21 protein-coding genes and 4 tRNA genes are annotated in these 26,252 nt (G+C 25.8%); 15 read left to right on the forward strand and 10 right to left on the reverse strand.

Features of this window, described 5'->3' with window-relative positions:
- Nucleotides 1-89 precede the first annotated feature (89 nt).
- From ALANTH_RS07860 to ALANTH_RS07870, 3 genes are read left to right on the forward strand one after another with little or no spacing between them, the layout of a single operon-like run.
- Nucleotides 90-1,235 (forward strand): ABC transporter substrate-binding protein, encoded by a 1,146-nt coding sequence (locus ALANTH_RS07860; RefSeq protein ID WP_026808053.1) that lies wholly within the window; start codon nucleotides 90-92, stop codon nucleotides 1,233-1,235.
- Nucleotides 1,232-2,806 (forward strand): sensor histidine kinase, encoded by a 1,575-nt coding sequence (locus tag ALANTH_RS07865; protein WP_026808054.1) that lies wholly within the window; start codon nucleotides 1,232-1,234, stop codon nucleotides 2,804-2,806. Before ALANTH_RS07860 ends, ALANTH_RS07865 begins: the two co-directional genes overlap by 4 nt.
- Complete coding sequence (locus ALANTH_RS07870) at nucleotides 2,799-3,458, forward strand: response regulator (protein WP_026803815.1); 660 nt, start codon at nucleotides 2,799-2,801, stop codon at nucleotides 3,456-3,458. The genes ALANTH_RS07865 and ALANTH_RS07870 overlap by 8 nt, the downstream gene beginning before the upstream one ends.
- Before the next feature lie 34 nt (nucleotides 3,459-3,492).
- Here ALANTH_RS07870 and ALANTH_RS07875 read toward each other — a convergent pair whose 3' ends face one another.
- Both ALANTH_RS07875 and ALANTH_RS07880 read right to left on the reverse strand, forming a co-directional pair.
- Entirely contained in the window at nucleotides 3,493-4,248 is a 756-nt protein-coding gene (locus ALANTH_RS07875) for a DUF4198 domain-containing protein (RefSeq protein ID WP_051583682.1), read from the reverse strand.
- 16 nt (nucleotides 4,249-4,264) lie between these two features.
- A complete protein-coding gene (locus tag ALANTH_RS07880) occupies nucleotides 4,265-6,376 on the reverse strand; it encodes a TonB-dependent receptor (RefSeq protein WP_026808056.1) in 2,112 nt (703 codons plus the stop codon).
- Between the two features lie 210 nt (nucleotides 6,377-6,586).
- Here ALANTH_RS07880 and ALANTH_RS07885 point away from each other — a divergent pair, with 210 nt between their 5' ends.
- A complete protein-coding gene (locus tag ALANTH_RS07885) occupies nucleotides 6,587-6,850 on the forward strand; it encodes a helix-turn-helix domain-containing protein (RefSeq protein ID WP_026808057.1) in 264 nt (87 codons plus the stop codon).
- A gap of 4 nt (nucleotides 6,851-6,854) precedes the next feature.
- On the opposite strand, the gene ALANTH_RS07890 is transcribed toward ALANTH_RS07885, so the two are convergent.
- The 6 genes from ALANTH_RS07890 to ALANTH_RS07915 form a co-directional block, all read right to left on the reverse strand.
- A complete protein-coding gene (locus tag ALANTH_RS07890) occupies nucleotides 6,855-7,133 on the reverse strand; it encodes a heavy-metal-associated domain-containing protein (protein WP_026808058.1) in 279 nt (92 codons plus the stop codon).
- Between the two features lie 3 nt (nucleotides 7,134-7,136).
- Nucleotides 7,137-7,463 carry a transporter gene (locus ALANTH_RS07895; protein WP_026808059.1) on the reverse strand — a complete coding sequence of 109 codons (327 nt, stop codon included), beginning with the start codon at nucleotides 7,461-7,463 and terminating at the stop codon, nucleotides 7,137-7,139.
- On the reverse strand, nucleotides 7,460-8,551 hold the full coding sequence (locus ALANTH_RS07900) for a transglutaminase-like domain-containing protein (protein ID WP_026808060.1): 1,092 nt from the start codon (nucleotides 8,549-8,551) through the stop codon (nucleotides 7,460-7,462). The genes ALANTH_RS07895 and ALANTH_RS07900 overlap by 4 nt, the downstream gene beginning before the upstream one ends.
- Before the next feature lie 236 nt (nucleotides 8,552-8,787).
- Nucleotides 8,788-9,750 (reverse strand): cytochrome b/b6 domain-containing protein, encoded by a 963-nt coding sequence (locus ALANTH_RS07905; protein ID WP_026803822.1) that lies wholly within the window; start codon nucleotides 9,748-9,750, stop codon nucleotides 8,788-8,790.
- An 8-nt stretch (nucleotides 9,751-9,758) separates the two neighbouring features.
- On the reverse strand, nucleotides 9,759-10,352 hold the full coding sequence (fdh3B, locus tag ALANTH_RS07910) for a formate dehydrogenase FDH3 subunit beta (protein WP_026803805.1): 594 nt from the start codon (nucleotides 10,350-10,352) through the stop codon (nucleotides 9,759-9,761).
- 12 nt (nucleotides 10,353-10,364) lie between these two features.
- Nucleotides 10,365-13,163, reverse strand: a complete 2,799-nt coding sequence (locus tag ALANTH_RS07915; protein ID WP_172658512.1) for a molybdopterin-dependent oxidoreductase — start codon at nucleotides 13,161-13,163, stop codon at nucleotides 10,365-10,367.
- Between the two features lie 501 nt (nucleotides 13,164-13,664).
- On the opposite strand from ALANTH_RS07915, the gene selD reads away from it, so the two are divergent.
- Nucleotides 13,665-14,699: a selenide, water dikinase SelD gene (selD, locus tag ALANTH_RS07920; RefSeq protein ID WP_026808062.1), complete on the forward strand. Its 1,035-nt coding sequence runs from the start codon at nucleotides 13,665-13,667 to the stop codon at nucleotides 14,697-14,699.
- Nucleotides 14,700-14,708: 9 nt separating this feature from the next.
- On the opposite strand, the gene ALANTH_RS07925 is transcribed toward selD, so the two are convergent.
- Nucleotides 14,709-14,807, reverse strand: a tRNA-Sec gene (locus tag ALANTH_RS07925).
- 55 nt (nucleotides 14,808-14,862) lie between these two features.
- Between ALANTH_RS07925 and selA the strand changes: the two genes are divergently transcribed.
- The 9 genes from selA (at nucleotide 14,863) to ALANTH_RS07970 (ending at nucleotide 23,701) form a co-directional block, all read left to right on the forward strand.
- Entirely contained in the window at nucleotides 14,863-16,215 is a 1,353-nt protein-coding gene (gene selA, locus ALANTH_RS07930) for an L-seryl-tRNA(Sec) selenium transferase (protein ID WP_026808063.1), read from the forward strand.
- Nucleotides 16,208-18,037, forward strand: coding sequence for a selenocysteine-specific translation elongation factor (gene selB, locus ALANTH_RS07935; RefSeq protein ID WP_026808064.1), 1,830 nt, complete (start codon nucleotides 16,208-16,210; stop codon nucleotides 18,035-18,037). Before selA ends, selB begins: the two co-directional genes overlap by 8 nt.
- Before the next feature lie 3 nt (nucleotides 18,038-18,040).
- Nucleotides 18,041-19,555 carry a UvrD-helicase domain-containing protein gene (locus tag ALANTH_RS07940; RefSeq protein ID WP_026808065.1) on the forward strand — a complete coding sequence of 505 codons (1,515 nt, stop codon included), beginning with the start codon at nucleotides 18,041-18,043 and terminating at the stop codon, nucleotides 19,553-19,555.
- Nucleotides 19,552-20,484, forward strand: coding sequence for a hypothetical protein (locus ALANTH_RS07945; protein ID WP_026808066.1), 933 nt, complete (start codon nucleotides 19,552-19,554; stop codon nucleotides 20,482-20,484). Before ALANTH_RS07940 ends, ALANTH_RS07945 begins: the two co-directional genes overlap by 4 nt.
- An 8-nt stretch (nucleotides 20,485-20,492) precedes the next feature.
- Entirely contained in the window at nucleotides 20,493-22,595 is a 2,103-nt protein-coding gene (locus ALANTH_RS07950) for a hypothetical protein (RefSeq protein WP_026808067.1), read from the forward strand.
- Between the two features lie 9 nt (nucleotides 22,596-22,604).
- Nucleotides 22,605-23,351, forward strand: a complete 747-nt coding sequence (locus ALANTH_RS07955) for a hypothetical protein (protein ID WP_026808068.1) — start codon at nucleotides 22,605-22,607, stop codon at nucleotides 23,349-23,351.
- Nucleotides 23,352-23,424: 73 nt separating this feature from the next.
- Nucleotides 23,425-23,499, forward strand: a tRNA-Gln gene (locus ALANTH_RS07960).
- A gap of 26 nt (nucleotides 23,500-23,525) precedes the next feature.
- A tRNA-Tyr gene (locus tag ALANTH_RS07965) sits at nucleotides 23,526-23,610 on the forward strand.
- 15 nt (nucleotides 23,611-23,625) lie between these two features.
- Nucleotides 23,626-23,701 (forward strand) — tRNA-Phe (locus tag ALANTH_RS07970).
- 6 nt (nucleotides 23,702-23,707) lie between these two features.
- Here ALANTH_RS07970 and ALANTH_RS07975 read toward each other — a convergent pair.
- On the reverse strand, nucleotides 23,708-25,573 hold the full coding sequence (locus tag ALANTH_RS07975) for a sensor histidine kinase (RefSeq protein ID WP_026808069.1): 1,866 nt from the start codon (nucleotides 25,571-25,573) through the stop codon (nucleotides 23,708-23,710).
- Between the two features lie 117 nt (nucleotides 25,574-25,690).
- Between ALANTH_RS07975 and ALANTH_RS07980 the strand changes: the two genes are divergently transcribed.
- Nucleotides 25,691-26,200, forward strand: coding sequence for an NADPH-dependent FMN reductase (locus tag ALANTH_RS07980; protein WP_026808070.1), 510 nt, complete (start codon nucleotides 25,691-25,693; stop codon nucleotides 26,198-26,200).
- The last annotated feature ends 52 nt before the right edge of the window (nucleotides 26,201-26,252 follow it).

Below are 26,252 nucleotides of genomic sequence, written 5' to 3' on the forward strand. Positions count from 1 at the left end.
TAGAACTTAATTTATAAAATTTAATATTTTTTTTTAAATAATAAAACACTTTTTATAACAATTTTAATAATTTTGAAGTAAACTTATAAATGGTTAAAAAATTAATATTTGTTGCACTTATTTTTATTATATCATACTTTATAATCTTTGAAAAAAAAGACAATAACAATAAAATTATTATTGGTTCTTCTTTGGCTTATAGTGGAAGCCCTAAATCTTGGGGTGAAAATGTAGACAATGCAGTAAATGCTTACTTTAGCTATGTAAATAATAATAATTTGCTAAATGATAAACAAATAGAATTTCTAGCATTAGATGACAAATATGAACCAAGTCTAACTTATGAAAATGTCAAATCTATTCTAGATAAGAATATTTTATCTTTTTTTGGAGTAGTTGGAACTCCTACTATAAGAAGAGTAATGCCAATATTTCAAGACAATGGTATTCCTTTTTTCTCACCATTTTCTGGTGCATCATTTTTAAGAGATAAAGAGTTTGAAAATATTATAAATTTTAGAGCCTCTTATAAACAAGAAATTGAAAATATTATTGATTATGTTGTAAATAATAAAAAACTATCAAAAATATCAATATTCTATCAAAATGATGAATATGGAGAAGATGGATATATCTCTACTTTACAAACAATGAAAGATGAAAACTTAGATTTACATTCAGCAGGAACATACAAAAGAAATACTCTTTCTATAAATCATGCTTTTAATGAAATAAAAAATTCAAAACCAGAAGTAGTTTTATTAATAGGTGCATATCAAGCAAACTCTTTATTTATCAAAAGAGCAAAAAATGATGAGCTACTAAAAAATATTCTTTTTTGCAATATTTCATTTAGTGATGCAAATTCTATTATAAAAGATTTAGAAGATTCAAATATTGATACATCTAATATAATATTTTCAAATGTAGTTCCAAATTACAATGATAAAACTCTAAAAATTGTCCAAGAATACCAAAATATTATACAAGAATATGGGAAAAATAAAGATTTAGGTTTTATATCATTTGAAGCCTTTTTAACTTCAAAAATTTTGGTTGATGCTATATCAAGACTAGATGGTAAATACTCTCATAAAAATCTTATTAATTCTCTTAAAAATCCACCTAAAGATCTTTTATATGAAATAAAATTAGAATTTAAAAATCAACAACTTTTAAATAGTACTTATCTTTTTGAGTATAAAAATGGTAATTTCCAAGAGATTTTAAAATGAAAAAAATATATCTAAAATTATATAAATATTTTGAAAATTTAAAATTTGAGTATAAAACAAATTTTTTAATATTTATTGTTTCTTTAGGAATGCTATCTATTATTATTTTATCTCAAATATCTATTTCAATAATAAAAAATGATTTTGATACATTATTTGATAAAAGAACAAAAAGCTTAATTCAACTTGAGAATATGAAAGATTATTTTAAAATAAATATACAAGATACTTTAATTGAATTTGATAAAAATAGCTTAAGCTATGAACAATCTTTAGAAGTAATAAAAATAGCAACTGAAATTATTGATAGAAATTGGAAAAGTTATAAAGCTAGTTTAACTTTAAATAACAACTCTTCTATTATGACATTTATAAAGAAATATTTTACAAAATCTAGTTCATATTATAAAAATGATGCTTTAAAAGCATCAATTATTGATAATATTGATAAAAAGATGAAATCAATATTTGAATATTTAGAGTGGCTAAAAAATAATAATGATAAAGAGTGTATAAAAAATATGAGTTTAGAGATAGACTCAATTTCAGTATATATTGGAAGTTTAATAAATTATGATTTAACTTTAACTATAAATGAAAAAAGAGATACAGATAATATATTTGATATTTTTACAATCTTCTTTTTTCTATCTATATTTTTTGTACTTGTTTGTACAATAATATTATCTATTTTTATTACAATGCACTTTAGAAAATTGTATAAATCACAAGAAAAAACTATAGAAGAAAAAACAAAATATCTTAAAGAATTAAATAGTAATTTAGAGTTAAAAATTGCTCAAGAAGTAGCTAAAAATCGTAAAAAAGATATTATTATGTTTCAACAAGCTAGATTTGCATCTTTAGGAGAGATGTTAAATAATATTGCACATCAATGGAGACAACCACTTAGTTCTATCACTATGATTATTCAAAGTTTTCAAACAAAAATGAACTTAAATAAACTCACTCAAGAAATTGTAGATGAAAAAGTAAATGATGCTCTACTTTTAGCACAAAATATGTCAAATACACTAGATGATTTTAAAAACTTTTTTTCTCCAAGTAAAGTAGAAAAAGAGTTTTATATAAAAGATTGTATAGAACACTCATTAGAATTATCAAAATATTTTTTATCAAAAGAAAATATAAAAGTAGAATTAAAAGTAAAGAAAAATGAAAAAATAAAAAGCTTTTATAATGAGCTTTCTCATGTTTTTTTAAATATTATTTCAAATTCAAAAGATGCTTTAGTTACTAATTCGGATAAAAAAGATAGAATAATAAAAATTATTGTAAATAGTTTAAGGGGTTCTATTTTTATAAATATTACTGATAATGGAGGTGGAATTGATAGTGAAATTCTACCTAAAATCTTTGAACCTTATTATACAACAAAATACAAGAGTGCAGGAACAGGAATAGGACTTTATATGTCAAAACAGATTATTGAAAAACATTTAAATGGTCAAATTTCTTGTAAAAACATAACATTTATAGTAGAAGATAAAACGTTTCAAGGAGTATCTTTTACAATAAAAATACCAATAGATAAGGAAGTAAATGAGTAGAGATTTAAAAATTTTAAAAGATTTTAATATTTTGTACCTTGAAGATGATGAAAGTTTATTAAAACACACAACTGATGTTTTAGAAGACTTTGTTCAAAATATTTATTCTGTAAAAACAACTGTTGAAGCTATGAATATTTTACTTGAAAAGAAAGTTGATGTAATAGTAAGTGATATTTTATTAGAAGATGAGAGTGGTATAAATTTTTTAAAATATATCAAAAGTAAAAATATAAAAATTCCAACTATTTTAACAACAGCTCACACAGATACGAACTATCTACTTGAAGCTATAAAACTAAAAGTTGAAAACTATATAGTAAAACCTATAAATATTCAAGAACTTTTAGATAGCTTGTATGATGTACTTTTACCAAAAGTTCAAGAGAAAGAATTAAAAAAGAATAGTAATGTTATAAAAACTATTTCAGCAATTACAGATAGTAAACAAGTTGAAATAGTAAAATATATCTTCAATAATTTAGATGAGAAAAATCAATTTTATGCTTCATATTCAGATGTTATGGAAAGATTTTCTATATCTAAACCAACTTTAATAAAACTATTTAAAGACTTAGCAGATAAAAATATTTTAAAGAAAGTATCTCATAAAACATATAGATTTGATGAAAATACTTTTGACACAATTTAATATACAAAGAGAAAAACTCTTTGTAATTAAATAGTTATTGAATTTGAAAAGTTAAAGTTGAAGCTAATAATTCATCATCACAATTTGATTCATCAAGTTTTCTAATATTTTCAGTCATTAAAATCCACTTTCCACCTCTCAAAGGTAAAATTTCTATTTCTCCTTTTAAATCAGTTTTACCATAAAAAGCAAATTGATTTTTTATAAAACTATCAAAAGTTCCTTTTACAGCTATTGTTTTTGCTGGTTTTCCATCTAATAAAATTTTTACTTTAAAAGGTTTTCCTACTTTAAAATTAATTGGATTATCTAAAGGTATAATTTCAAGATTTTGTCCTATAGATTTTGTTATAAAATCATTTGTATCTTTACCAATATTTATAATACTTTTTGCAAACATTGTAACTTTTTCACAATATTGAGAATTTCTTATATCTTTTTTTGTTTTACCCATTTCCCATTTATTGTCGATTGTTTTTGTCCAATAAGTAGTTTTATATCTACTTTTTAAAATATAAGTTCCATCATCTAATGATTTTTTTGAACTATATTTATAATTTTCATCATTTTTTAAAGTTGTAATTTTTAAATCTTTATCAATAATAGATATTGGTTCAAAAATATCAAGTCTATCTTCAGATATTTTCTCAGGATATGGGAAATCATGTCCATAACCTAATATTGCTTTAAATGTTGAGCTATTATAACCATTAACAAAAAAATCATGAGCCAAACTTTGAACTGCTGATAATGTAGTAAAGATAACTACAAATCCTATTTTTTTAATCATTTTTTATCCTTTATTTTTAAAATTTATAATTTATACCAAATTCAAAACTTCTAGCATCTCCTAAGAACACATCAGCTCTATTTTTTGCACTTGTAGCATAAAACTCATCTGTTAAGTTTTTTAGTAAGAAGGAAAAGGTTGTATTTTTATTGTATGTATAATCAAGTGTTAAATCAATAGTTGTGTAACTTGGTAATTTTATAGTATTTGAATTATCAGCATAAAATGAATCTACATATCTTATCCAAGTTCCAATACCTAAATCTGAAATTGGCATATATCTAAGTCCAAAATTTGCTACATATTTTGAAACAGAATTTGGAGTTTTACCATTAAAAGATTCAACTGCTGTATAAAATTCATCAAATATTGAATCTACATAAGATAAATTTGCATCTATTTGTATTTGCTCTATTGGTTGAATACCTAAACTAAATTCCAAACCTTTTGAAGACTGTTTCCCTGCATTTAAAACCTTACCTGGATTATTTGTATCAGGTACAAAAATATTTTTCTTATTTATCTTATATGCACTTGCAGTAAATTCTGCTTTATCATCTAAAAATGATTGTCTTAATCCAATCTCATATTGACTAGCTTCTGTTAAATCTAAATCTGTTTGAGCAGCTGAAAGTTCAACTAATGATGTACTTCCATTTTCAAGAGATGATGAATATGAAGCATAAAGTGTTGTTGTATCAGTTATATCATAAACTAATCCTGCTCTATAAGATAATTCATTATATTTCCTACTTTTATCATTTGGTATTTGGAAATATTTCCAATTAATATCTAAAGTGTCATGTCTAAGTCCAGCTACAAATTTTAAATCATCTGTAATATTAAGTTGATTTTCTAAGTAAACTGCAACTTGATTAACATCTACATCAACATCTTTTGTTGCATATGAACCACCTAAATCTCCAAATGTTCCTTTATTTGGATTATACATATCTGTATTATAACCACCCCAAGCAGAACTTATATCTCTTTTAAAATTAAACTTACTTATATCAACACCTAAAAGAAGTTTATTTTCAAATCCAAAAATATCTTCTTTATAAATAAAATCTAATCTATTCCCTATTAAATCTTGTTTTTGTACAATATCAGTACCTGCTATATAAACTTGATTAGTATTTCCAATTTGTGTAACTCTATATGGTCTTCTATCTTTTGAATCAATATCTTGGTAATAAAGTGTATTTTTTACTTCTATACTTTGTGTTGGATACCACTCTAATCCTTGTCTTATAAATAAATTATCACCTTTATCTATTCCATCAGTATAAGGATTGTAATTTACTTTTCTTATACTTTTATCTAGTTTACCATTTACTAAAGGCGTTCCTATATAAATATTTTCACTATTATCTTTTGTTTTTTCAAAAGATATAGAAGTTAATAAATTATCATTTATTTTATAAAGTAATCCAGCACTTAATGAATCTATTTCTCTTTTTTCTCCATCAAAATTTGAACCAATTTCTCTAGTACTTACATCAAACCTATAAGCTAATTTATCTTCAATAGCAACTCCACCTGTTCCAAAGTTAAATCTATAACTATCGTAGCTTCCACCTTTAAATCCAAACTCCGTTTCTTCTTTTGTAAAATTTGGTTTTTTTGTGATTAAGTTTACAGTTGCACCAATAGAACCTTCACCATTTAATACTGAGCTTGCTCCTCTAATAATTTCTATCTTATCCAAATTAGCAGTTTCTAAAGACCTTTTTGAAAAAGCTGAACCATTTAATTTGATGCCATCATTTAAAAAAGTTACTCCAGGTGTTGCGACAAAACCTCTTATCCCATATTTTCCACCTGTTCCATGCCCAGATTCTCCAGCAGTCATTCCAGTTGTTTTTGTAACAACTTGAAGAACTGTGGTATCACCTCTGTACTCCATTGTTTTAGAATTTATCACTTCAACACTTGCAGGTGTTTCTTTGATAGTAAGTCCAAGTTTTGAGCCACTATAATTCTCTTGCTTAAATTGATTTAAATATCCAAAAGAATTTTCAATTTCTTCTGAAACTTTTATCTCATCTAATATTGTAGTTTGATTTGCACTTAATATGCTTCCAAAAACTATAATAACAACACTAGCTGATAATTTTATATTCATTTCCTCTCCTTCTTTTATTTTATATTTGCAACTTAGTTGCAAAAATTAAGCTGTAATTTTAATCATAACAATCTTTGATGCAACTTAGTTGCAAATATTACAATAAGCTATTTTAAAATCTACGAATAACATTTTAATGTTCTTATGAACATTGAAAACAAATAGTATCTTTTATAAACTTAAATTAAATTTAATACCTATGGAACATTATTGAAAATTTATAATAACGATGAGAAACTAGAACTTTTTTATAAGAAAATTGGTGAAAATGTTAAAAATGCAAGAATGAAGAAAGGTTTTAGTCAATTAAAACTTGCAAATGCTATGGGATATGACTCAGTAGGTCATATAGCAAAAGCTGAAATTTATAAATATGGTAAAAAATTCAACTTAGAACATATTTTTAAAATTTGTTCTATTTTAGAAATATCAATAAATGATATTTTTGAAGATACTGATGAAATAATAAAATAGCTTTTTATTCTTCATATTTATGAGTGCTTATTTCAATGCCTTCATAAGAAGTGGTTTTGATAGCAGATAAAATTTCTTCTATTTTTACTTTTTCATCATATATTACACTTACTTCTTTTGTATTGAGTCTTGCACTTACTTTTTGAACTCCATCAACTTGACTAATCGCCTTTTTAACTGCAGTTGTACAAAGTGGGCAGTGCATACCTTCTACTTTAAAGATTGAAATATTTGATGAAAAAGAGAAACTAAACAATATAAAAAATATAAATAAAATTCTCATAAACTACTCCATAAAAATAGGTAAAATCTCTGGATAAAATAGAAGTAGTAAAATCAATATAAAAAATATACCAATAAGGATATATTGAACTATTTTATCTTTTTTACTACAACTACAAGATATTTTTTTCCTAAAATTATATATTGCAAAACAAAAAAATACAATTGTCAAAATAGCAAGTGGAACTCTTGTAAACTCTAAAGTTGTAAAGAAACTAAGAACTCCACTTGTTATTCCAAAAAATAGAAATAATAATGCAGGTAAGCAACAAAGTGTTGATAAAAGGGCAGTTATTACTGCACCTATTATCGCAAAATTTGATTTTTTCATAAAATCTCTTGAGATTTATATGTATATACAAAAGTTTTAGGATTGTAGTAATCTTTTGCATCTTCACCAACTTCAGCATAAGGATAACCTAGCATATTTAGTGGATATTGAGTTGGTTTTGGTTCTAAAATAAAATCTCTAGCACTATTAAATGCAGACCAATTCATCTCCCAAGAACCAAAGAAATACTCTTTTACACTTACTAATTTTTTATCATCATTTGCCAGTTTTTCAGCAAGTTTTACTTTTGCAACATCAGCTGGATCACAAGGAACCCAACCAAGTCCATCTATATAAAACTCTGCTCTACAATGTTGAGCTCCTGTAATATCTGCAAAACCTTTTTCATCAGCTTTTCCACAAGCATTTGAAATTTTTGATTGACCTACTCTTATTCCAAAAGTCTCCTTTGCAGGAATTCCAGCATTTCTTAGTAAACAAACAAATACTGAACTTATATCTGTACATTTTCCACCATATATTTTATCTTCGATAGATTTTTGTGCATCACCAATTCCACAACCAATAACACTTTCATCTCTGTACATTGTGCTTACTGTCCAATCATATATAGCTCTTGCCTTTTCAAGAGGAGTTTTTGCATTTTTAACTATATCATTTGCATAAGCTGTTAGTTTAGGAGTTACAGGAATATGTTTTGTACCTTTTAGATACTCTTTTACATCTGTTGGATAATCAGTATTTGAAGTAGCTTGTGAAAAATCAGTAGTTCGCTCTTGCATAATAACTGCAAAATCTATATCTAATTTTGGTTTAATGTCTTTATCCCATTTTACATATAAAACTCTTGTATCATAAGGATTTTTTACAATTTTAGCCTCTGTAAAATTTCCATCATATTTAAATGATACAACTTTATGATAGCTTTCATCTTTTGGAAGTGGTACCCAAAGTTGAGTAACTTCATTACTCATATCAAACTCATAACTGTTTGTTACTTGAAATTTTCTTGGAGATTTTGTAATCCCAAATGAATTTTTATCTTCATTTGCAAAAGCAAAATTTGGAGATACAACTGCAAGTGTAGATATAGCAGCTGTTGATTTTAAAAATGTTCTTCTTTTCATAATATATTCTTTGTAGTGTTTCGTTCTCTTAAGAGATAAAGGAAAGTGCAAAGCTCTCTTTATGTCAAACCATAACCTATGGTCTATGAACTAATTAGATTTTTATAATATAAAAGTTTTTATAAGTAAAGACTTAAGATGTAAAATATTTTTTACTTTATATTTACTGTATTTATAAAGAATTTTTAACTTAAATTGTTAGTATTTTAAGAAACTGTTGCTTTTGCTTCAGTTTCTTAGAAATTATTTTTTTTCTCATTATTGATAATATCATTAAGAACATCAGGAGCTAATTGTTCTAAAAACTCTCTTGGGTATCTTCCTGTTATCAAACCTTTTAAGTTACCTTTTACTGCTACTAATGCTGAATACACAAAATCCATCAAGAAAAACATTATTAATACACTTGATCCAAAGTGTACATATAGCAATGCTCTTTTAAACTGTATATATTGTGCATTTGTATATGCATCTGGGTGTATAAACCATATTAAAAATCCACTTAAAAGCAACCCTGCTCCCATAGCTACAAATGCTATAAATATAATCCTTTTCATTGGTTTATATTTACCTGGAAGAACTATCTTCGCTATTAAACTATTCTTAGACATAATTTTCAAATCTTTAAATGCAATTATACTCATCATCAACCAGAATGGAAACCACAATATACCAGTTACTTCATGTGTACCTCTTAGGATAAAAGGTATATACCCTCCTTCACTTCTTAGGCTCCAAGTTATATTAAATCCTGTAATTATCAAGGCTATTATTATAAATACATTTAACCAAATTATTGCTCTATGTACTACAGAAAAAACTTGTACTTGATCATCTGGTCTAGTTATTATTGCTTCTTTTCTTCCACTTATTGCATACATTACACAAAAAATTGTTATTTCACCTACAAATACCCACCAGATATAAAGTTGTCTTTCATTACTAGCTCTTATTATTTCAGGTGCTATAGCTTCATAGTTTGGTCCAAATGCTCTATTTACCATCTCTTGATAGTGTGTTTCTGCTGGTACTAATATTCCATCTATATTGCCACCTGTCATAATATGGATTGTATATTTTATCAAATACTCCCAATCCATAATCATCATAAAGCCAACAAAAACTCCTCCTACTATTGACAGTCCTAGAAGAGTAAAAATATATGCTTTATTCCTTTGAAAAAACGAGCTATTTCCCATATTTTATCCTACCATCCATATGAATCAGTTGCAATACCTTTACCTTTATGTGTTGCTCTATATGTTTTTATTAAAGCTACTTCATTTGCATCTCCTACAAGCAGTGCTTTAGTCGAACACATTGAAGCACACATTGGTACTTTACCTTCACTAATTCTATTCTGTCCATATTTATGAAACTCTTCAGGAGAATTTGTCTCTTCTGGACCTCCTGCACACATTGTACATTTATCCATCTTCCCTTTTGTACCAAATGCTCCATTCTTTGGAAATTGTGGTGCACCAAAAGGACAAGCAAAAAGACAATATCCGCAACCTATACATTTATCTTTATCATGTAATACTATACCATCTGTTCTTATATAGAAACAATCTGTTGGGCATACTTGTTGGCATGGTGCATCTGCACAATGCATACAAGCCATTGACAATGAAAACTCTTGTCCTATTACTCCTTCATTGATTGTTACTACTTTCCTTCTATTTACTCCTACTGGTACTTCATGTGCCTCTTTACAAGCTACTACACATCCATTACAATGTATACATAGAAGTTCATCACAATAAAATTTCATTCTTGAAAAATCTACATTACTACTCATGATATCCTCCCCCTATGCTCTTTCTATTCTTACAAGTGAACATTTAGTCTCTGGACAAGCTGTTTGTTGATCAAACCCATAACTTGTTACTTGACCTGAATTCTCACCCATTGCGTATGGTGCAGTTTTATCTGGATATCTATGTGTTAAATCCTCTCCACTCCACCAACCAGAGAAGTTCTGTGGTAAAAATACTGAGTTTTCATCAACTCTTAAACTAACTTTACACTTAATTTTTATCTTTCCACCACCAGTTCCATAAAGCCACATCATATCGCCATCATTTAAACCTAACTTACCAGCTAAAATAGGATTTAATTCTCCATACATTTCAGGGCTTAACTCTGCTAAATAGTGAGATGCTCTTGTCTCTGTACCCGTTCCCATATGTTCAACTACTCTTCCTGAAATAACATTCACAGGATAACTTTTTGCCCAATCCTCTTTAAACTGTTCGCTTTCATATCTAACATCAACCCTAAAATGGTTTTGTATATCTTTAACTGCTGAATATTTAGATATTAAATCTGTTCTAGGAGAATGTAAAGGTTCTCTATGTTTTGGTATAGTATCAATAAACTCCCAAACAATAGTTCTAGCTTTTGCATTTCCATTAGGAGTAAGACCAGCTTCAAGTGCATATTTTGTTAAAATACCACTAATATCAGTTTTCCAATTCGTATCTTTTACAAGTTCTCTCTCTTCAGCAGTTAAAGTAACTCCAGCTAACTCTTCTATATTCTTATCTGTAATCTCATCATATCCACCTTTAACTTTAGAACCTTTTGGATATATTCCATCATTAGCAAGTAAACTTACTCCATTTCGCTCTGTTCCAAATCTTGTTCTAAATCCCATACCACCTTGCATAACAGGTAAATCTATATTAAATAGAACTGGGCTTCCAGGATGTGTTTCACTCCAACAAGGCCATGGTAATCCATAATACTCTTTCTCAGTAATTCCTCTTCCTTTTAAATTTGATGATTCAAATAAATGCCAGTTTTCTTGATGACGTTTTAGTCTTTGCGCTGTTACACCTGTTAAACCATGAGCTTTCAAAGTTCTTGCAATTTCATCTGTTGCATCTTCTGGCCATTGAAAATTATTACCTTTACCCATACCTGCAATAAATTCATCATAGAATCCCATTCTTTTTGCAAAATCAAATAAAATATCTTGATCTTTTCTAGATTCAAATAGAGGTTCAACAATTTGGCTTCTCCATTGTGTACTTCTTCCTGTATTTACAATAGAACCACAATTTTCAACTTGTGAAGCAGCTGGTAATAAAAACATATTATCACTTCTTGTTGTAATAACAGCAGAATCATTAACATAAGGATCTATAAATACAACTAAATCTAATTTATCTAAAGCTTCTTTTGATTTATGAGTTTCTGTAACTGTTGATACCCCATTTCCTATACAAACAAGTGCTTTAATTTGAGTTCCACCATTATATTTTGCATTTGATTCATCAAGAACACTATGTTTCCATAAAGATAAGCTATTCCCTTTTGCTTCCATCAGCTCTTTTGATTTAAATCTACCTTTTAACCATTCATAATCAACTTTCCACTGTTTTGCAAAATATTTCCAAGAACCTTCACCTAACCCATAATACCCTGGTAATGTATCAGCTAAACATCCCATATCCGTTGAACCTTGAACATTATCATGACCTCTTAGAACATTACATCCACCACCAATTACTCCAACATTTCCAAGTAATAGTTGTAAAATAGAACCAAGTCTTGTATTTGATGAACCAATTGTATGATGTGTCCAACCTTGATTCCATATCAAAGCTCCAGGAGTTGATTTTGCAAATAATGTAGCAACTTGTATCAACTCCTCGGGTTTACAGCCTGTAATATCTGCAACTTTTTCAGGTGTATACTCTTCACACTCTTTAAATATCTCTTCAACTCCATATACTCTATTATCTAAATAATCTTTGTTATACCATTTATTATCACGAATTATTCTAATCATACCATATAAAAATGCTATATCTGTACCAGTTCTTATTCTACAATATAAATCTGATTTCACTGCTGTCTTTGTATATCTTGGATCTACAACTATTATTTTTGCTCCATTTTGCTCTTTACCTTTTAATATATGTTGCATCGCAACTGGATGAGCTTCTGCTGGATTTGCACCCATTATTAAAATAGCTTTAGAATTATGCATATCACCTAAATGATTTGTCATACCACCATATCCAAATGTATTAGCAGCTCCTGCAACTGTTGGACTATGACAAATTCTAGCAACATGATCTATATTATTTGTTCCAAACATTGAAACAAATTTTCTAATATAATAAGCTTGTTCATTACTTACTTTTGCAGATCCTAAAAACATAACTGAATCTGGTCCAAATTTCTCTCTTAACTCTAAAAGTTTATTAGAAACCTTTGTCATAGCATCATCCCATGATACTCTATTCCATTTTCCAGCTACTTTCTCTATTGGATACTGTAATCTGTTTGTAGATCTGATTTTATCAATCATATCTGCACCTTTACAGCAATGTCCTCCATTACTTATTGGGTGATCTTGTGCTACTTCTTGTCTTACCCATACTCCATTATGTACTTCAGCTATTACTCCACATCCTACTGAACAGTGCATACAGATTGTTTTTACTAGTTTCGATCCAGGAAAAGGATTTCTCACCTCTTCATCAGTCGCATCTCTTAAAACTTTATCTGTATTTGCAAAGGCTGATGTTGCGCTAAATGCTGTTGCTAAAGAAGCCATCTTTAAAAATGTTCTTCGTCCAAAGCTATTCGCTCCCATTCTTTCTCCTTTTTAAATATATATTTTAATTTAGGTTTAGGGTAAAAGCCCCTCTAAAAACTCTTGAAATTTTTAGAGCAGCTCTAATTTAAAGATTTAAGCCTAAAAATAAATTTATAAATTATTAAAATTTAAAATGTATATTATTATTTAAAATTTTGAATGGGTCTTTTTTTACTATTAAAATAGATAGTAACGTAGTTATTTGTATATATATTTCTTTTTTCATAAGTAATCTCTTATTTTTATATGTTCTATATTTAGAGATAAAGGAAGTATAAAGCTCTCTTTATGTAAAACCATAACCTATGGTCTATGAACTAAATTATGATTGAATTATAATAGATTTTTTATAATTAAAAACTTAAATAGTAAAATCTTTTTTACTTTATATTAACTAATTTACTTAAATTTAATAGTAAAACTTTATTTACCTTACCTTAACTAAATTTTTAAATTTCCTTATGTATAATGTACTTAATTTAAAACAAAGATATACAAATGAACAATGAATATAAACTAACAAAGTTTGTTCAAGCTGCTGGTTGTGCTGCAAAGATGGGTCCGGGGGATCTAAAACAAGCTCTTTGCCATTTAAAAGCAAATAATGAACAAGTATTAGTTGGATTTGATACAAGTGATGATGCTGGTATTTATCAGCTTAGTGATAACTTAGCTTTAGTTCAAACAGTTGATTTTATAACACCTGTTGTTGATGATCCATATATCTATGGGCAAATAGCTGCTGCAAACTCATTAAGTGATGTTTTTGCTATGGGTGGAGAGGTTAAGACTGCTCTAAATATAGTTGGATTCGATAGTGCAAATGTTTCAAAAGAAGCTTTAGCAGAAATTTTAAGAGGTGGATTTGAAAAAGTAAAAGAATGTGGTGGTTCACTTTTAGGTGGACATACTATACAAACACCTGAAATGTACTATGGACTTAGTGTAACAGGGATAATACATCCAAATGATGTAAAAAGAAACAATGGTGCAAAACCTGGTGATCTTTTAGTCCTTACAAAACCTATTGGAATGGGAATTTTAACAACAGCAATAAAAAGAGATTTAATAGATATTAATTTAATAAAACATTGTGCTGAAATTATGGCAAGTTTAAACTATATTCCTTCAAAAATTATGAAAAAATTTAGAGTTAATTCTTGTACAGATATTACTGGATTTGGACTTTTAGGACATGCCTTTGAATGTACTAATGAAAATATATCTTTTGTAATAGATAGTAATAGTGTTCCAGTTGTAAAAGAAGCTTTTAACTTAGTTGAGAAAGGTGTATTACCTGGTGGTTCTAAAAGAAATATAAAATTTTGTGAGGACAAAGTAAATTTCAATATAGAAAATAACAATATGAAGTCAATACTTTGTGATGCTCAAACTTCTGGTGGTCTATTAGTAGCTATAAATAAAGATGATGCAAAAGAGTTCGTAAAAGAAATACAAGACTTTAGTTTTGGCTATGCAAAAATCATAGGAGAAGTTATACCAAAAGATAAATTGCCTATTATTGTGAATTAATTTAGTTTATGGCGAGAGAGTAGAGGAATCGAACCTCTCACGGCGTTGTCATCAAAACCGTCAATCAGGGTTGAAGCCTGTGGTGCTCACCAGATACACATACTCTCCATAAAGAATAAAATAGTATAATAGTTATCTTTAAACAATATTTAAAAGGTTAAAAATGTCTTTACTAAAATCTATTCCAAAGATTGATAAGTTTATCACAAATAAAGCTTTTGAAGGTTTATCTAAATCTCTTATTACAAAAATTTCAAAAGAAAAAATACAAAATTTAAGAGAAAATATTTTAAATAATACTATAGAAAACTTTGATGAAAACTTACTTATAAATAGTATTTTAGAAGAATACAATGATATTAATAGTTCATCACTAAAACCTCTTATCAATGCAACAGGGATAATCGTTCATACAAATTTAGGAAGAAGTTTGCTAGACGAAAAATCAATAACAAATGCTATTAAGATAGCAACTTCTTACAACAACTTAGAATATGATTTACAAAAAGGTAAAAGAGGAGAGAGATACGAACATATTACAAAATCATTAAAAGCACTAACAGGTTGTGAAGATGCTTTGGTAGTAAATAACAATGCAAGTGCTGTTTTTTTGATATTAAATACTTTTTGTAAAAATAAAGAAGTTGTAGTTAGTCGTGGAGAATTAGTAGAAATTGGTGGAAGCTTTAGAGTTCCAGAAGTTATGAATCAAAGTGGAGCAATATTAAAAGAGATTGGAACTACAAATAAAACTCACTTAAGAGATTATGAAAATGCTATAAATAACAATACAACAATGCTTATGAAAGTTCATAAATCAAATTATAGTATAGAAGGTTTTTCTAGTGATGTGAGTTTTGAAGACATATCAAAAATAGCTACAAAATACTCTTTGATAGACTATTTTGATATGGGAAGTGGTCATATTTTTGATTTACCATATAATTTAAGTAAAGATGAACCATCTATTTTAGAGCTTATGAAACAAAATCCAAGTTTACTTAGTTTTTCAGGAGATAAACTTTTAGGAAGTGTTCAAGCTGGAATAATTATAGGGAAAAAAGATTTAATTGAGAAATTGAAAAAAAATCAACTATTAAGAATGCTAAGAGTTGATAAAATAACTCTTTCACTTCTAGAAGAGAGTTTAAATTTATATTTAAAAAACGAACTTGATACTATTCCAACATTAAAAATGTTAAATACTAAAGTAGAAATTCTAAAAAAAAGAGCAATTCTTTTAAAAGATAAAATAGAAAATTTTATGAATTGTGAAGTTATAGAAACCTCTACTATGGTTGGTGGTGGTACGACTCCAAATAAAAAAATTCCATCAATCGCTTTGAGTTTACAATTTAAAGATTTTAAACCAAATAAAATGGAAGAAATTTTAAGGAAAAATCTAATAATAGCAAGAATTGAAAATGATAAATTATTGCTTGATTTTAGAACAATACGAGAAAATGAAATAATAAAAATAGAAAATATTTTAAAAAAAGAGTTCAAAAATGTCTAATATTATAATAGGAACAGCTGGTCATATAGACCATGGAAAGACTGCACTTATCAAGGCATTAAATGGTTTTGAAGGAGATAGTACAAATGAAGAACAGCAACGTGGGATAACTATAGATTTATCTTTCTCAAATTTAAGTTTAGGACAACAAAATATAGCTTTTATTGATGTACCTGGTCATGAAAAACTTGTAAAAAATATGATTGCTGGAGCTTTTGGATTTGATTATGTAATGTTAGTTGTAAGTGCAAATGAAGGTATAAAACCACAAACTATTGAACATATTGAAATAATAAATCTTTTAGGTTTAAAAGAAATTATTGTAGTTATAACAAAAAAAGATTTAGTAAATGATGAGGAATTAAAACAAAAAGAAAAAGATATATTAGAGTTTCTAGATGATTTCGATTTTGAAATAAAGTTTATTCAAGCCGTATCAATTTTTGATACAAATTCAATAGAAAGCCTCAAATCAAAACTTTTTACGATAAAAAATAGTATAAAACAAGAAGAAAACTTCTTTAGATTTTATATTGATAGAGTTTTTTCTCCAAAAGGTATAGGAACAGTAGTTACAGGAACAGTTTTAGGTAAAAAATGTGAACTTGAAGAAAAAGTTTTCATTCCAGAAATTCAAAAAGAGACAAAGCTAAAAAATATTCAAGTTCATAATCAAAATGTACTTGAAGCAAATATCTCAAACCGAGCAGCATTAAATCTAGCAAATATTGATAAGAACTCTATTCAAAGAGGTGATTTGATAACAAAAAAAGGCTTTATTCGTGGTTTTGAAGAGATAGATATATCTTTTCAATGTTTAAAAAATAAGAAATTAAATCACAATCAAAAATATACTTTATTTATAGGTGCAAAAAAAACTGAAGTAAAGGTATTACTTTTTGATAGTTTAACAAATCTTGAAAATGGATATGCAACTATAAAAGCTGATGAAAAACTATTCACAATTTTTGGTGAAAAACTAATTTTGAGGAATGCAAATGAAACAATTTGTGGAGCAGTTGTATTAAACCCTATTGTTGATCCTATGAAAAAACCACAAAAAAAGACATTATTAGAATTTTTAAAAACGAAAGATTTTAAAAATGCATATAAAGAACTTTTAATCGCTCATAAAAAAGGATTAGGTATCATCTCTTCTACTCAAAGATTTGCTCTTTCTCATGAAAAAGCAATCAATTTTGCAAAAACTTTAGAAGATGTTTTTATAGATGAAAAAGAACTTGTAATCTATCCAAATTCTACAAAAGATGAAATAAAAAAATTTATAAAAAATATATATACAAAAAATTCTTATGCTCTACTTTCTAGTTCTTCAATAAACTTACGTTTATCTTGGGCAAGTTTAAACTTTATAGAAAAAGCTTTAAGTGATTTAGTAGATGAAAATTTTTTAGTAAAAGAAAACTCTTTATACAAAAATGCAAATATCAAAGAAGATTTTACAAAAGAGCTAGAAAATATATTTTTAAAGCGTCTAAAAAAAGAGGATTTATCTCCAACAGCTCCTTATAATATCTATGATGAATTAGATATAGATAGAAAATTAGGAGATGATATTTTAAAATCTTTAACTTCAAAAAAAGATGTTATTAGACTACAACACAATCTTTTTATACATAATCAAAGTTTAAATAAAGTATTAAAAACAATGAGAAAAATCATAAAAGAAGATGGTTTTATAGAGATTTTTAACTTCAAGCAAAGATATGATTTAAGTAGAAAATATTTGGTTGCATATTTAGATTATTTAGATAATTTTAGTGATATAAAAAAAGTTGACAATAGAAGAGTTTTTGCTTAAAATATGAAATTAACCAAAGAGCAAGAACTAATAATAAATAGTAAAGAATCTTCTTTTAAAATAAATGCAGTTGCAGGAAGTGGTAAAACAACTACCCTGCTTCTTTATGCAAAAGAAAATTCTAACCTCAAAATTTTATATCTTGCATATAATAAATCTTTACAAATTTCTCTTCAAGAAAAACTAAAAAATTTTCAACTTCCAAATTTAAGTGTTAGCACAATTCACTCTTTAGCATACAATAAAATAGGTGCTTATAATTACAATTTAACAAATGAACTAAAAACTTATATTTTAGAAAAATTAGTTGTTAAATATGAATTAATAACAAATCAAAAAAGCTACTATCCATCTATGGAATATCTAACACTATTAAAAGATTTAGTAAATTTTTATTGTAATTCAGCACTAATACAAATTGATACAAAAATTATTGAAAGCTATAAAAAACAATCTGATTTAAGTGCTAAGATTTTAGAAATATTAAGTAAGAATGAGAAAAAGATATTAAATCATATAAAAATAGTTTTAAGTTCTATGAAAAATAGACAAATTGATGCTACTCATGATTTTTACTTAAAAATGTTTTATTTAAATAAAAAAATATCTACAAATTTAAATTATGATTTAATATTAATTGATGAAGCACAAGATATAAGTGATGTGATGATAGCAATTGTTGAAAATCAAAATTGTAAAAGAGTCTATGTTGGTGATAGTTTTCAACAAATTTATAGTTTTAGATATGCAACAAATGCTTTAAATAAAATAGATTTACCAAACTTTTATTTAACAAAAAGTTTTAGATTTTCAAACTCTTATGCAAAAACATTACAAAATTTATTAAATCATCTATATACTATCAATGAATCAAAACCTTTAAATATAAATGGATTGGATAGTTCAACAAAAATTGGACGAGAATTTATAGATTTTTCTCAGCCTTTTTGTGTGATAGCAAGAACGACATTTGGCCTTATTCAAGAACTTGTCAAACATATACATGATAAAAAGAATATTTATTTTGAAGGTGGTTACAACTCTTACTCCTTTATGAATCAAACTGTTTATTCTATTTTTTATTTAAAACAAAGAAAAAATGATAAAATAACTATAGATGAAATCAAAGATTTTGAATCAATTTATGAACTTGAAAATTTTGCAAAAGATACAAAAAATCAAGACTACTTAAATATTATCAAATTTATAAATACCTATGGAGACAATATTTTTGAGATAAATAAAAAAATAAAATCCTTATTAGTTACAAATAAAAATGAAGCCGATATAATTTTTACAACAGCACATAAAGCAAAAGGTTTAGAATATAATCAAGTTATAATGGTAGATGACTTTATTACAAAAAAAGATATATTAAACAAAAAGAATCCTTTAAGTTTTCAAAGAATAAATGAAGAATTAAACATATATTATGTTGCTGCAACAAGAGCAAAAGAAGCTATAGAGTTAGCTGATTTAAATCTAAATTACAATTATAATGAAAGTGAGAATTTATGAAAAAATATATTTTTATAAGCTTTATTTTTATAATAGCTTTTTTTATATTCTTTAAAGAAAAACAAAATTTAAATACAAGTTTTTATTTTTGGGATAGCAATTATCAAGAAGAAATAACTAATGAAAAAATGTATATAAAAATTTTAGATATAAAATACTCAACAAAACTTGAAATAATAAAAACAAATTTTATACAAAGCCCACCAAAAGACTTTGTTCCTGTAATATTTATAACAAATAAAACTTTGCAAAAGGTTGATTACAATGAATTAAGCAATACAATCTTAGGGCTTTTAAAAAGTTTTAATTTTAACTTTAATGAAATACAAATTGATTGTGATTGGAGTGATAGTTCAAGAAGCAATTTCTTTTTATTTTTAGAAGATATTAAAAAAAATATTAATAAAACAATAAGTGCTACAATAAGATTACATCAAATAAAATATTTTTCTAAAACCGGAGTTCCTCCAGTTGATTACGGAGTTTTGATGTACTACAATATGTCAAACTTAGGTGATTTTGAAACAAAAAATTATGTTTTAGATAATGAAATAGCAAGAAAATATCATTACAATTTTGATATTTATCCACTTAAGTTAAAACTAGCCCTTCCACTTTACTCTCAAGCAGTACAATTTAGAGATGAAAAAGCTATAAATTTATTTGAAGGAGTTAATATAGAAGATTTTAGTGAAAATTTTGAACAAATAAATGAAAATAAATATAGAGTATTAAATAGTCACTATTTTAAAGGTAAATATATATATAAAAATGATATTTTAAGATTTGAAAATGTAAATGAAGATGAATTAAAAATTGCATTAAATGATTTTCTAAAACTATCAAAAAATCATTTTAATGAGATAATTTTTTATACATATAAATATAAAAGTAGATATAATCTCGAAAAATTAATAAATAACAAATAAGGATTAATATGATTTTTAGGCTTTCTTTCTTAACTATTTTTTTAAAACTATCACTATTTTCTTGTGCTGATTATTGGGATCCTTCAAGTGTACAACATCTATTTTTAGAACAAAAAGATAATATTTTTCTACAACTTTCTGAAGATTTAAATAATCCTGGAATTTATAATGAAGTAATATATAAATATAATTCAGAAAATAAAACAAAAAATATTAAAGAGTTAGAAAAGGAGTTTCAAAATAGATACTCTTTTGAACAAATTGAAGAGTTTTTATATAAAAGACAAAATTTAAACAACTTAAGAGATAAAGATTTTTTAGAGTATATAAAATTTGCTGAAATTCAAGAAAAATGTGTTACATATAATTATTTTAATCCTAAACCAGAAAATTGCGGAGATTTAACAAAAATAGCATTAAATAATCTTGAAAAAGTGGAATCTTCTTATTTAAAACTTAGATATTTTTATTTAGCATTTAGACTTTCTCACTTTAATAAACAAGAACCTTTAAAAATTTATGAAAAATATAAGTATCTTCTAGATCAATCAAAAGATAGTATTGTAAAAGATTGGATACAAGGAATTTATTCTGGAGCTTTAATCAAAAATGGACAAAAAATACAAGGTGTTTATGAGTTTACGAAACTATTTGATGTTGCTATAAATAAACATTTATCTCTTTATAATTTCCATCATATAAAAACACAAGAAGAGTTTGATGAACTTTTAAATTTAACAAAAAATAGTGATGAAAAGACAAGAATATATGCAATTAGAGCGTTAGACGATTCAAGTAATGTTATTGAAGAGATGCAAAATATATACAAAATAGACAATAACTCAAAATGGCTTGATTTTTTACTATATAGAGAACTTTTAAAATCTCAAACTTATTTTAATGGAATTGAATATGAATATTTTCAAGATGATAAACAAAGTGAAATAGAAAATATTTTTTATAAAAAATATATTGAATTTTTAAAAGATATAAAAAAAGAAGATAGATATTTAGTTGATTTAAGTTTAATATATTTTAATATTTATACTGAAAATTTTACGGAAGCAAAAGAAATTATGAATAGCTTACTTGATAAATATCCAAATTCACATGAAGTACAAGTAGCTTCTTATATTTTATATCTAAACTCTTTAACAAAAATTGATGAAAAAATAGAAAATGAAATAATCTCTAAAATTGATTTGCTTATAGATGACAATCACTCTTCAAACTCAATATATGAATACACTTTAGAAACTTTGGAAAAAAAATATAAAAAGCAAGGCTTAGACTTTGACCAATTTTTAGTAAGAAATGCACTTTATTCAACTTTACATGAAATAGATTTAAAAACATTTAGAACTTATGAAGAGTTTTTAGATAAACCACAAACTTCAAAACTAAAACAATATCTTCAAAATAGATTTAAATTACAAATCAAAAATGGTAGTTCTCCTTTTGATATTACAAAACTTTCTTTACTTATAAATAATCTTTTATTTAAAGAAGCTTTAGACACAAAACTACCTATTTTAGATACAAAAATTGAATTTAATCCTTTTAATGGACTAATTAGTGGAAATAATAGAAGTGGGAAAAAAGAGCAATTAACTATAAAAGAGTTTTTAGAAAAAATCATTGTTATTCAAAAAGAGTTGGAAAAAAATCCAAATAGTGTTATGGATAATTTCTTATATGCAAATGCTTTATATAATTTAAGTTATTTTGGAAATTCTGACCGAATAACTACCGTTTATAGAAGTTCATATACTATTCATACTCCAAAAATGCAAAAAGAGAAGTTAGATTTAGCAATCAAGCATTATAACATTGCATTAAATAAATCAAAAGATAAAGAGTTTAAAGCAAAATTAATTTATATGATTTCAAAAACTTATCTTGCTCTAACTGATTTAAATATTGAAAAAGATAGATGGAGATACTACAAAGAATCAAAATATAATTATGGAGCAATATATGAAACTTTCTTACAAAAAGATGGAGCAAAATATTTTGATAACTTAAAAGACAATTTTTCAGATACAAAATATTATCAAGAACTTATATCGTCTTGTGGAGATTTTAGAACTTATATAAATTCAAAAAGATAAAGGAGAAGTATGCAGTATTTTGGAGAGGTTCAAACTAAATATGAAGAGGTATTTTTAACTCAAAGTTATATGTATTTTAATGATGAAGATAAAAAAATATCTCCTAAAGAATTAAAAGATATGATAAAAACAACAAAAGATAGAAAAAAAAACATTGTAGGTACTGTTTTTATCTATAATCCTGTGGTTACTCCAATTGGATTTGATTCTAATAAAGAACTTTTAAAGCAAGAGTTTGAAGATTTTGATAAATTAATAGAATTAAAAAGTGAAAACTATATAACAGTTTTTAAACAAGCTATGAGCGAACACTGTGAAGGTAAAATTGTAGAGATAAAAAATCTTTTTAATTTAATAGAAGCACATATTGATGCTTCAAATTTACTATCAAAATTTAATGAGGACTTAGAAAAATATAACTCTTCTCAAAATACAGAATTTGATAGGGATATTATGTATATTGATGCACAAAACTTTATACCTTTAGGAAAATTTGTATATTTTTGTTGGGGAGATAAGCTAAATGTAAAAGAATTCCCAAATATTGTTGAATATGCAAAAACATTATATGACAATAGTATAAAACTAGGTAAAAAAGTGGCATTTGTTTATAAAAAAGAGAAAACAATAGAAGAAAGTATTAAATACTTACAATTTTCAAATCCTATGCAAAATTATAAAAATAAAAACTCTATTTCATTTGCAATAAAGAAATCTTTTGATGAGTTTCCTCCAGTTCCTGCTTTTTATGAATAAATTTCATAAAAAGCAGTTATTTTTTAGCTAATTTTAATTTTATAAAGTATATAATTCCGTCCACTTAAATTATTGGGGTATCGCCAAGTGGTAAGGCAACGGTTTTTGGTACCGTTACTCGAAGGTTCGAATCCTTCTACCCCATCCAAATTATTTGGGTTTTTATTTTTATATGGTGAGGTTGGAGAGTGGTCAAATCCTGCGGACTGTAAATCCGCCGCCTACGGCTTCGAAGGTTCAAATCCTTCTCTCACCACCACTTTTAAACTTGTGTGGTTCGATAGCTCAGTCGGTAGAGCAAAGGATTGAAAATCCTTGTGTCGACAGTTCGATTCTGTCTCGAACCACCATTTTATCTAAACTTTTAATCTTATTATAAAATTAGCACCTATAAAACTTTTATCTTCAAATTCAAAATTTATATTTTCAGCATATATAATACCATTTAACTGTTTTTCAACAATATCTCTTGTCATATAAAGACCTATTCCAGTACCATCAAGATTTGTTTTTGTACTAAAATATGGTTCAAAAATTCTATTTATATGATCAATTTTTATTCCACCAGCATTATCTTTTATTGATATTATTATTTCACCATCAATTTCTTTTACATCGACAAAGATATATCTATCATCTTCTTTTTTAATAAGTTCATCTCTAGAATTATTTAAAATATTTATAAAAGCTTGAATCAACTGGTTTTCAAATGAAACTATTTCAATATCATCAATATTTTTTATAATATTAATATTTTGCTTATTAAATTGAACAGATATCAAATCAAATGCCTTATTAAAACTATCTTTTATAAAAAATTTACTTTTTATTCTATTTGGCTTAAAAAAATCTTTAAAATCATCTATAGTTTGCGACAGATGATTCGCAGAATTATTTATTTTAGATGTAAATTCAAAAAACATTTCATCACTAAGAATATTCATCTCTTTTTGTATTTTCATAGCACTTGAAGAAGTAATTATAATAGATAAAGGTTGTCGCCACTGATGTGCAATATTTCCTATCATTTCTCCCATACTTTCCATTTTTGTTTTTTGGTACAATAAAGATTGCTTTAACTCTAATTCTTTTTTATATTCTTTTAATGTTTTTTCTAAATACCTTGAAAGATATAAAGAAATAGATACTAATCCAAATATTAAAATAAATAAAATAAAAGACATTTTTTTAATATATGAACTATATAATTGTTCATTCTTTTCCTGTAATTTCTCAATACTACTTACAACTTCATCTTCATAAAATCCAGCTCCTATAGTCCAATTCCAATTATAAACATTTTTTAAATAACTTAACTTTTTTCTAACTTTGTCAAGTTTGTCTTTTTGAAAGAATGTATAAAAACCTTCATCTTTATTTTTAAATCTATTATATTCATTTGAAGTTTCTAAATAGTATCTATCAGTATAACTTTTACCCATCAAACTTATATTTGGATGAGATAAAAGCTTTCCATTATGATCCATAACAAAAACATATCCACCATCTTTAAATCTAATCATATTTATGTATTCTAAAGCTTGTTTTTGAACAGTTTTCTCAAAATCTTCTATATATTCACCTGTACCAATAATAACATTGAGTGGTTCAAAATATTTATAAAATGCTATTTTTCTAGCTGTTTGTTTTGTATTTGGATTTTCCCAATAATATTCATCATATCTTTCAGTCTTATTTTTTATTGTTTCTAATATTCTTTTTATAAAAGTAAACTCTTTCTCATTAGAATGGCTAATATAATTTTTTCCTTCATTTGCCTTATCTAATGGTAATAAAAGTTTATTCCCAAACTCATCATCTATAAAAAAATACCCTCTTCCTTCATTAAATCGTATCTTATCAAGAGAAACTTTTATTAAATCAAAAATTTCTTCCTTACTTTTTTTATCTTTATATGTTTCATAAATATTTGTTGATATTTCGTAAGCTTCATAAACTCTATCTTTTATTGATTTTTTTAAATATGCTTCTGTATTAGCTTGTAGATACTGTATATAAGTATAGACTCTTTCAACTTCTGTTTGAATATTTTCTTTATTATCATTTATAAATTTTATTTCAATCTCTTTTTTATCTTTTTCATAAGTCTTTTTACTATCAAAGTATATAAACGAAATTATTATAGAAGAGATAAGTAAAACTAAAAATGTTGGAGCTAATTTAATTAACCTTAATAATCTATGTTCATTTAAGTTATCCATAATTTTCCTTTAAAATGGAGACTTTATTATATCAATTTTTTTTAAATATACGCTATATAACTTTTAAAAGTAATATTTTGTTATAATCTTAATACATAATATTAATTAAGGATAACTATGTCAAAAATAGGAATAATAGTAGCTAGTTCAAATAATAATTATAAATTAGCAGTTCAAATACAAGATATTGCAACACAGTTACATTATGAAACTGAAATAATAAATTTAGTAAATTATAACTTACCTCTTTACAATACACTTGAAGAAGATAAAAATGGAATTCCAGAATCTGTTTTAGATTTGGCTACAAAAATAATGGATTTAAAAGCATTTATTATAGTTGCACCAGAATATAATGGTGTTATGCCTCCAGTTTTAAATAATGCTATGGCTTGGACTTCAAGAGCTACAAAAAACTGGCGAGATGCTTTTAATGATAAAGTTTTAGCACTTGCAACTCATAGTGGTGGCGGTGGTCAAAAAGGATTACAAGCTATGAGAATTATGTTTCAACATTTAGGAGCAAATATTTTAGCTAGAGAAATTCTAACAAATTATGAAAAAGGTCTAAATGAAGACTCAGCAAAAGCTATATTACAAAACTTAGTTAAACTTTCAAACGCTTAAGAGATATTTCTCTTAAGCTCTATTTAAATATTGTAATTAAATTGTTATCAAA

This window comes from Aliarcobacter lanthieri (genome assembly GCF_013201625.1).
In the GTDB taxonomy this organism is placed as follows: Bacteria; Campylobacterota; Campylobacteria; order Campylobacterales; family Arcobacteraceae; genus Aliarcobacter; species Aliarcobacter lanthieri.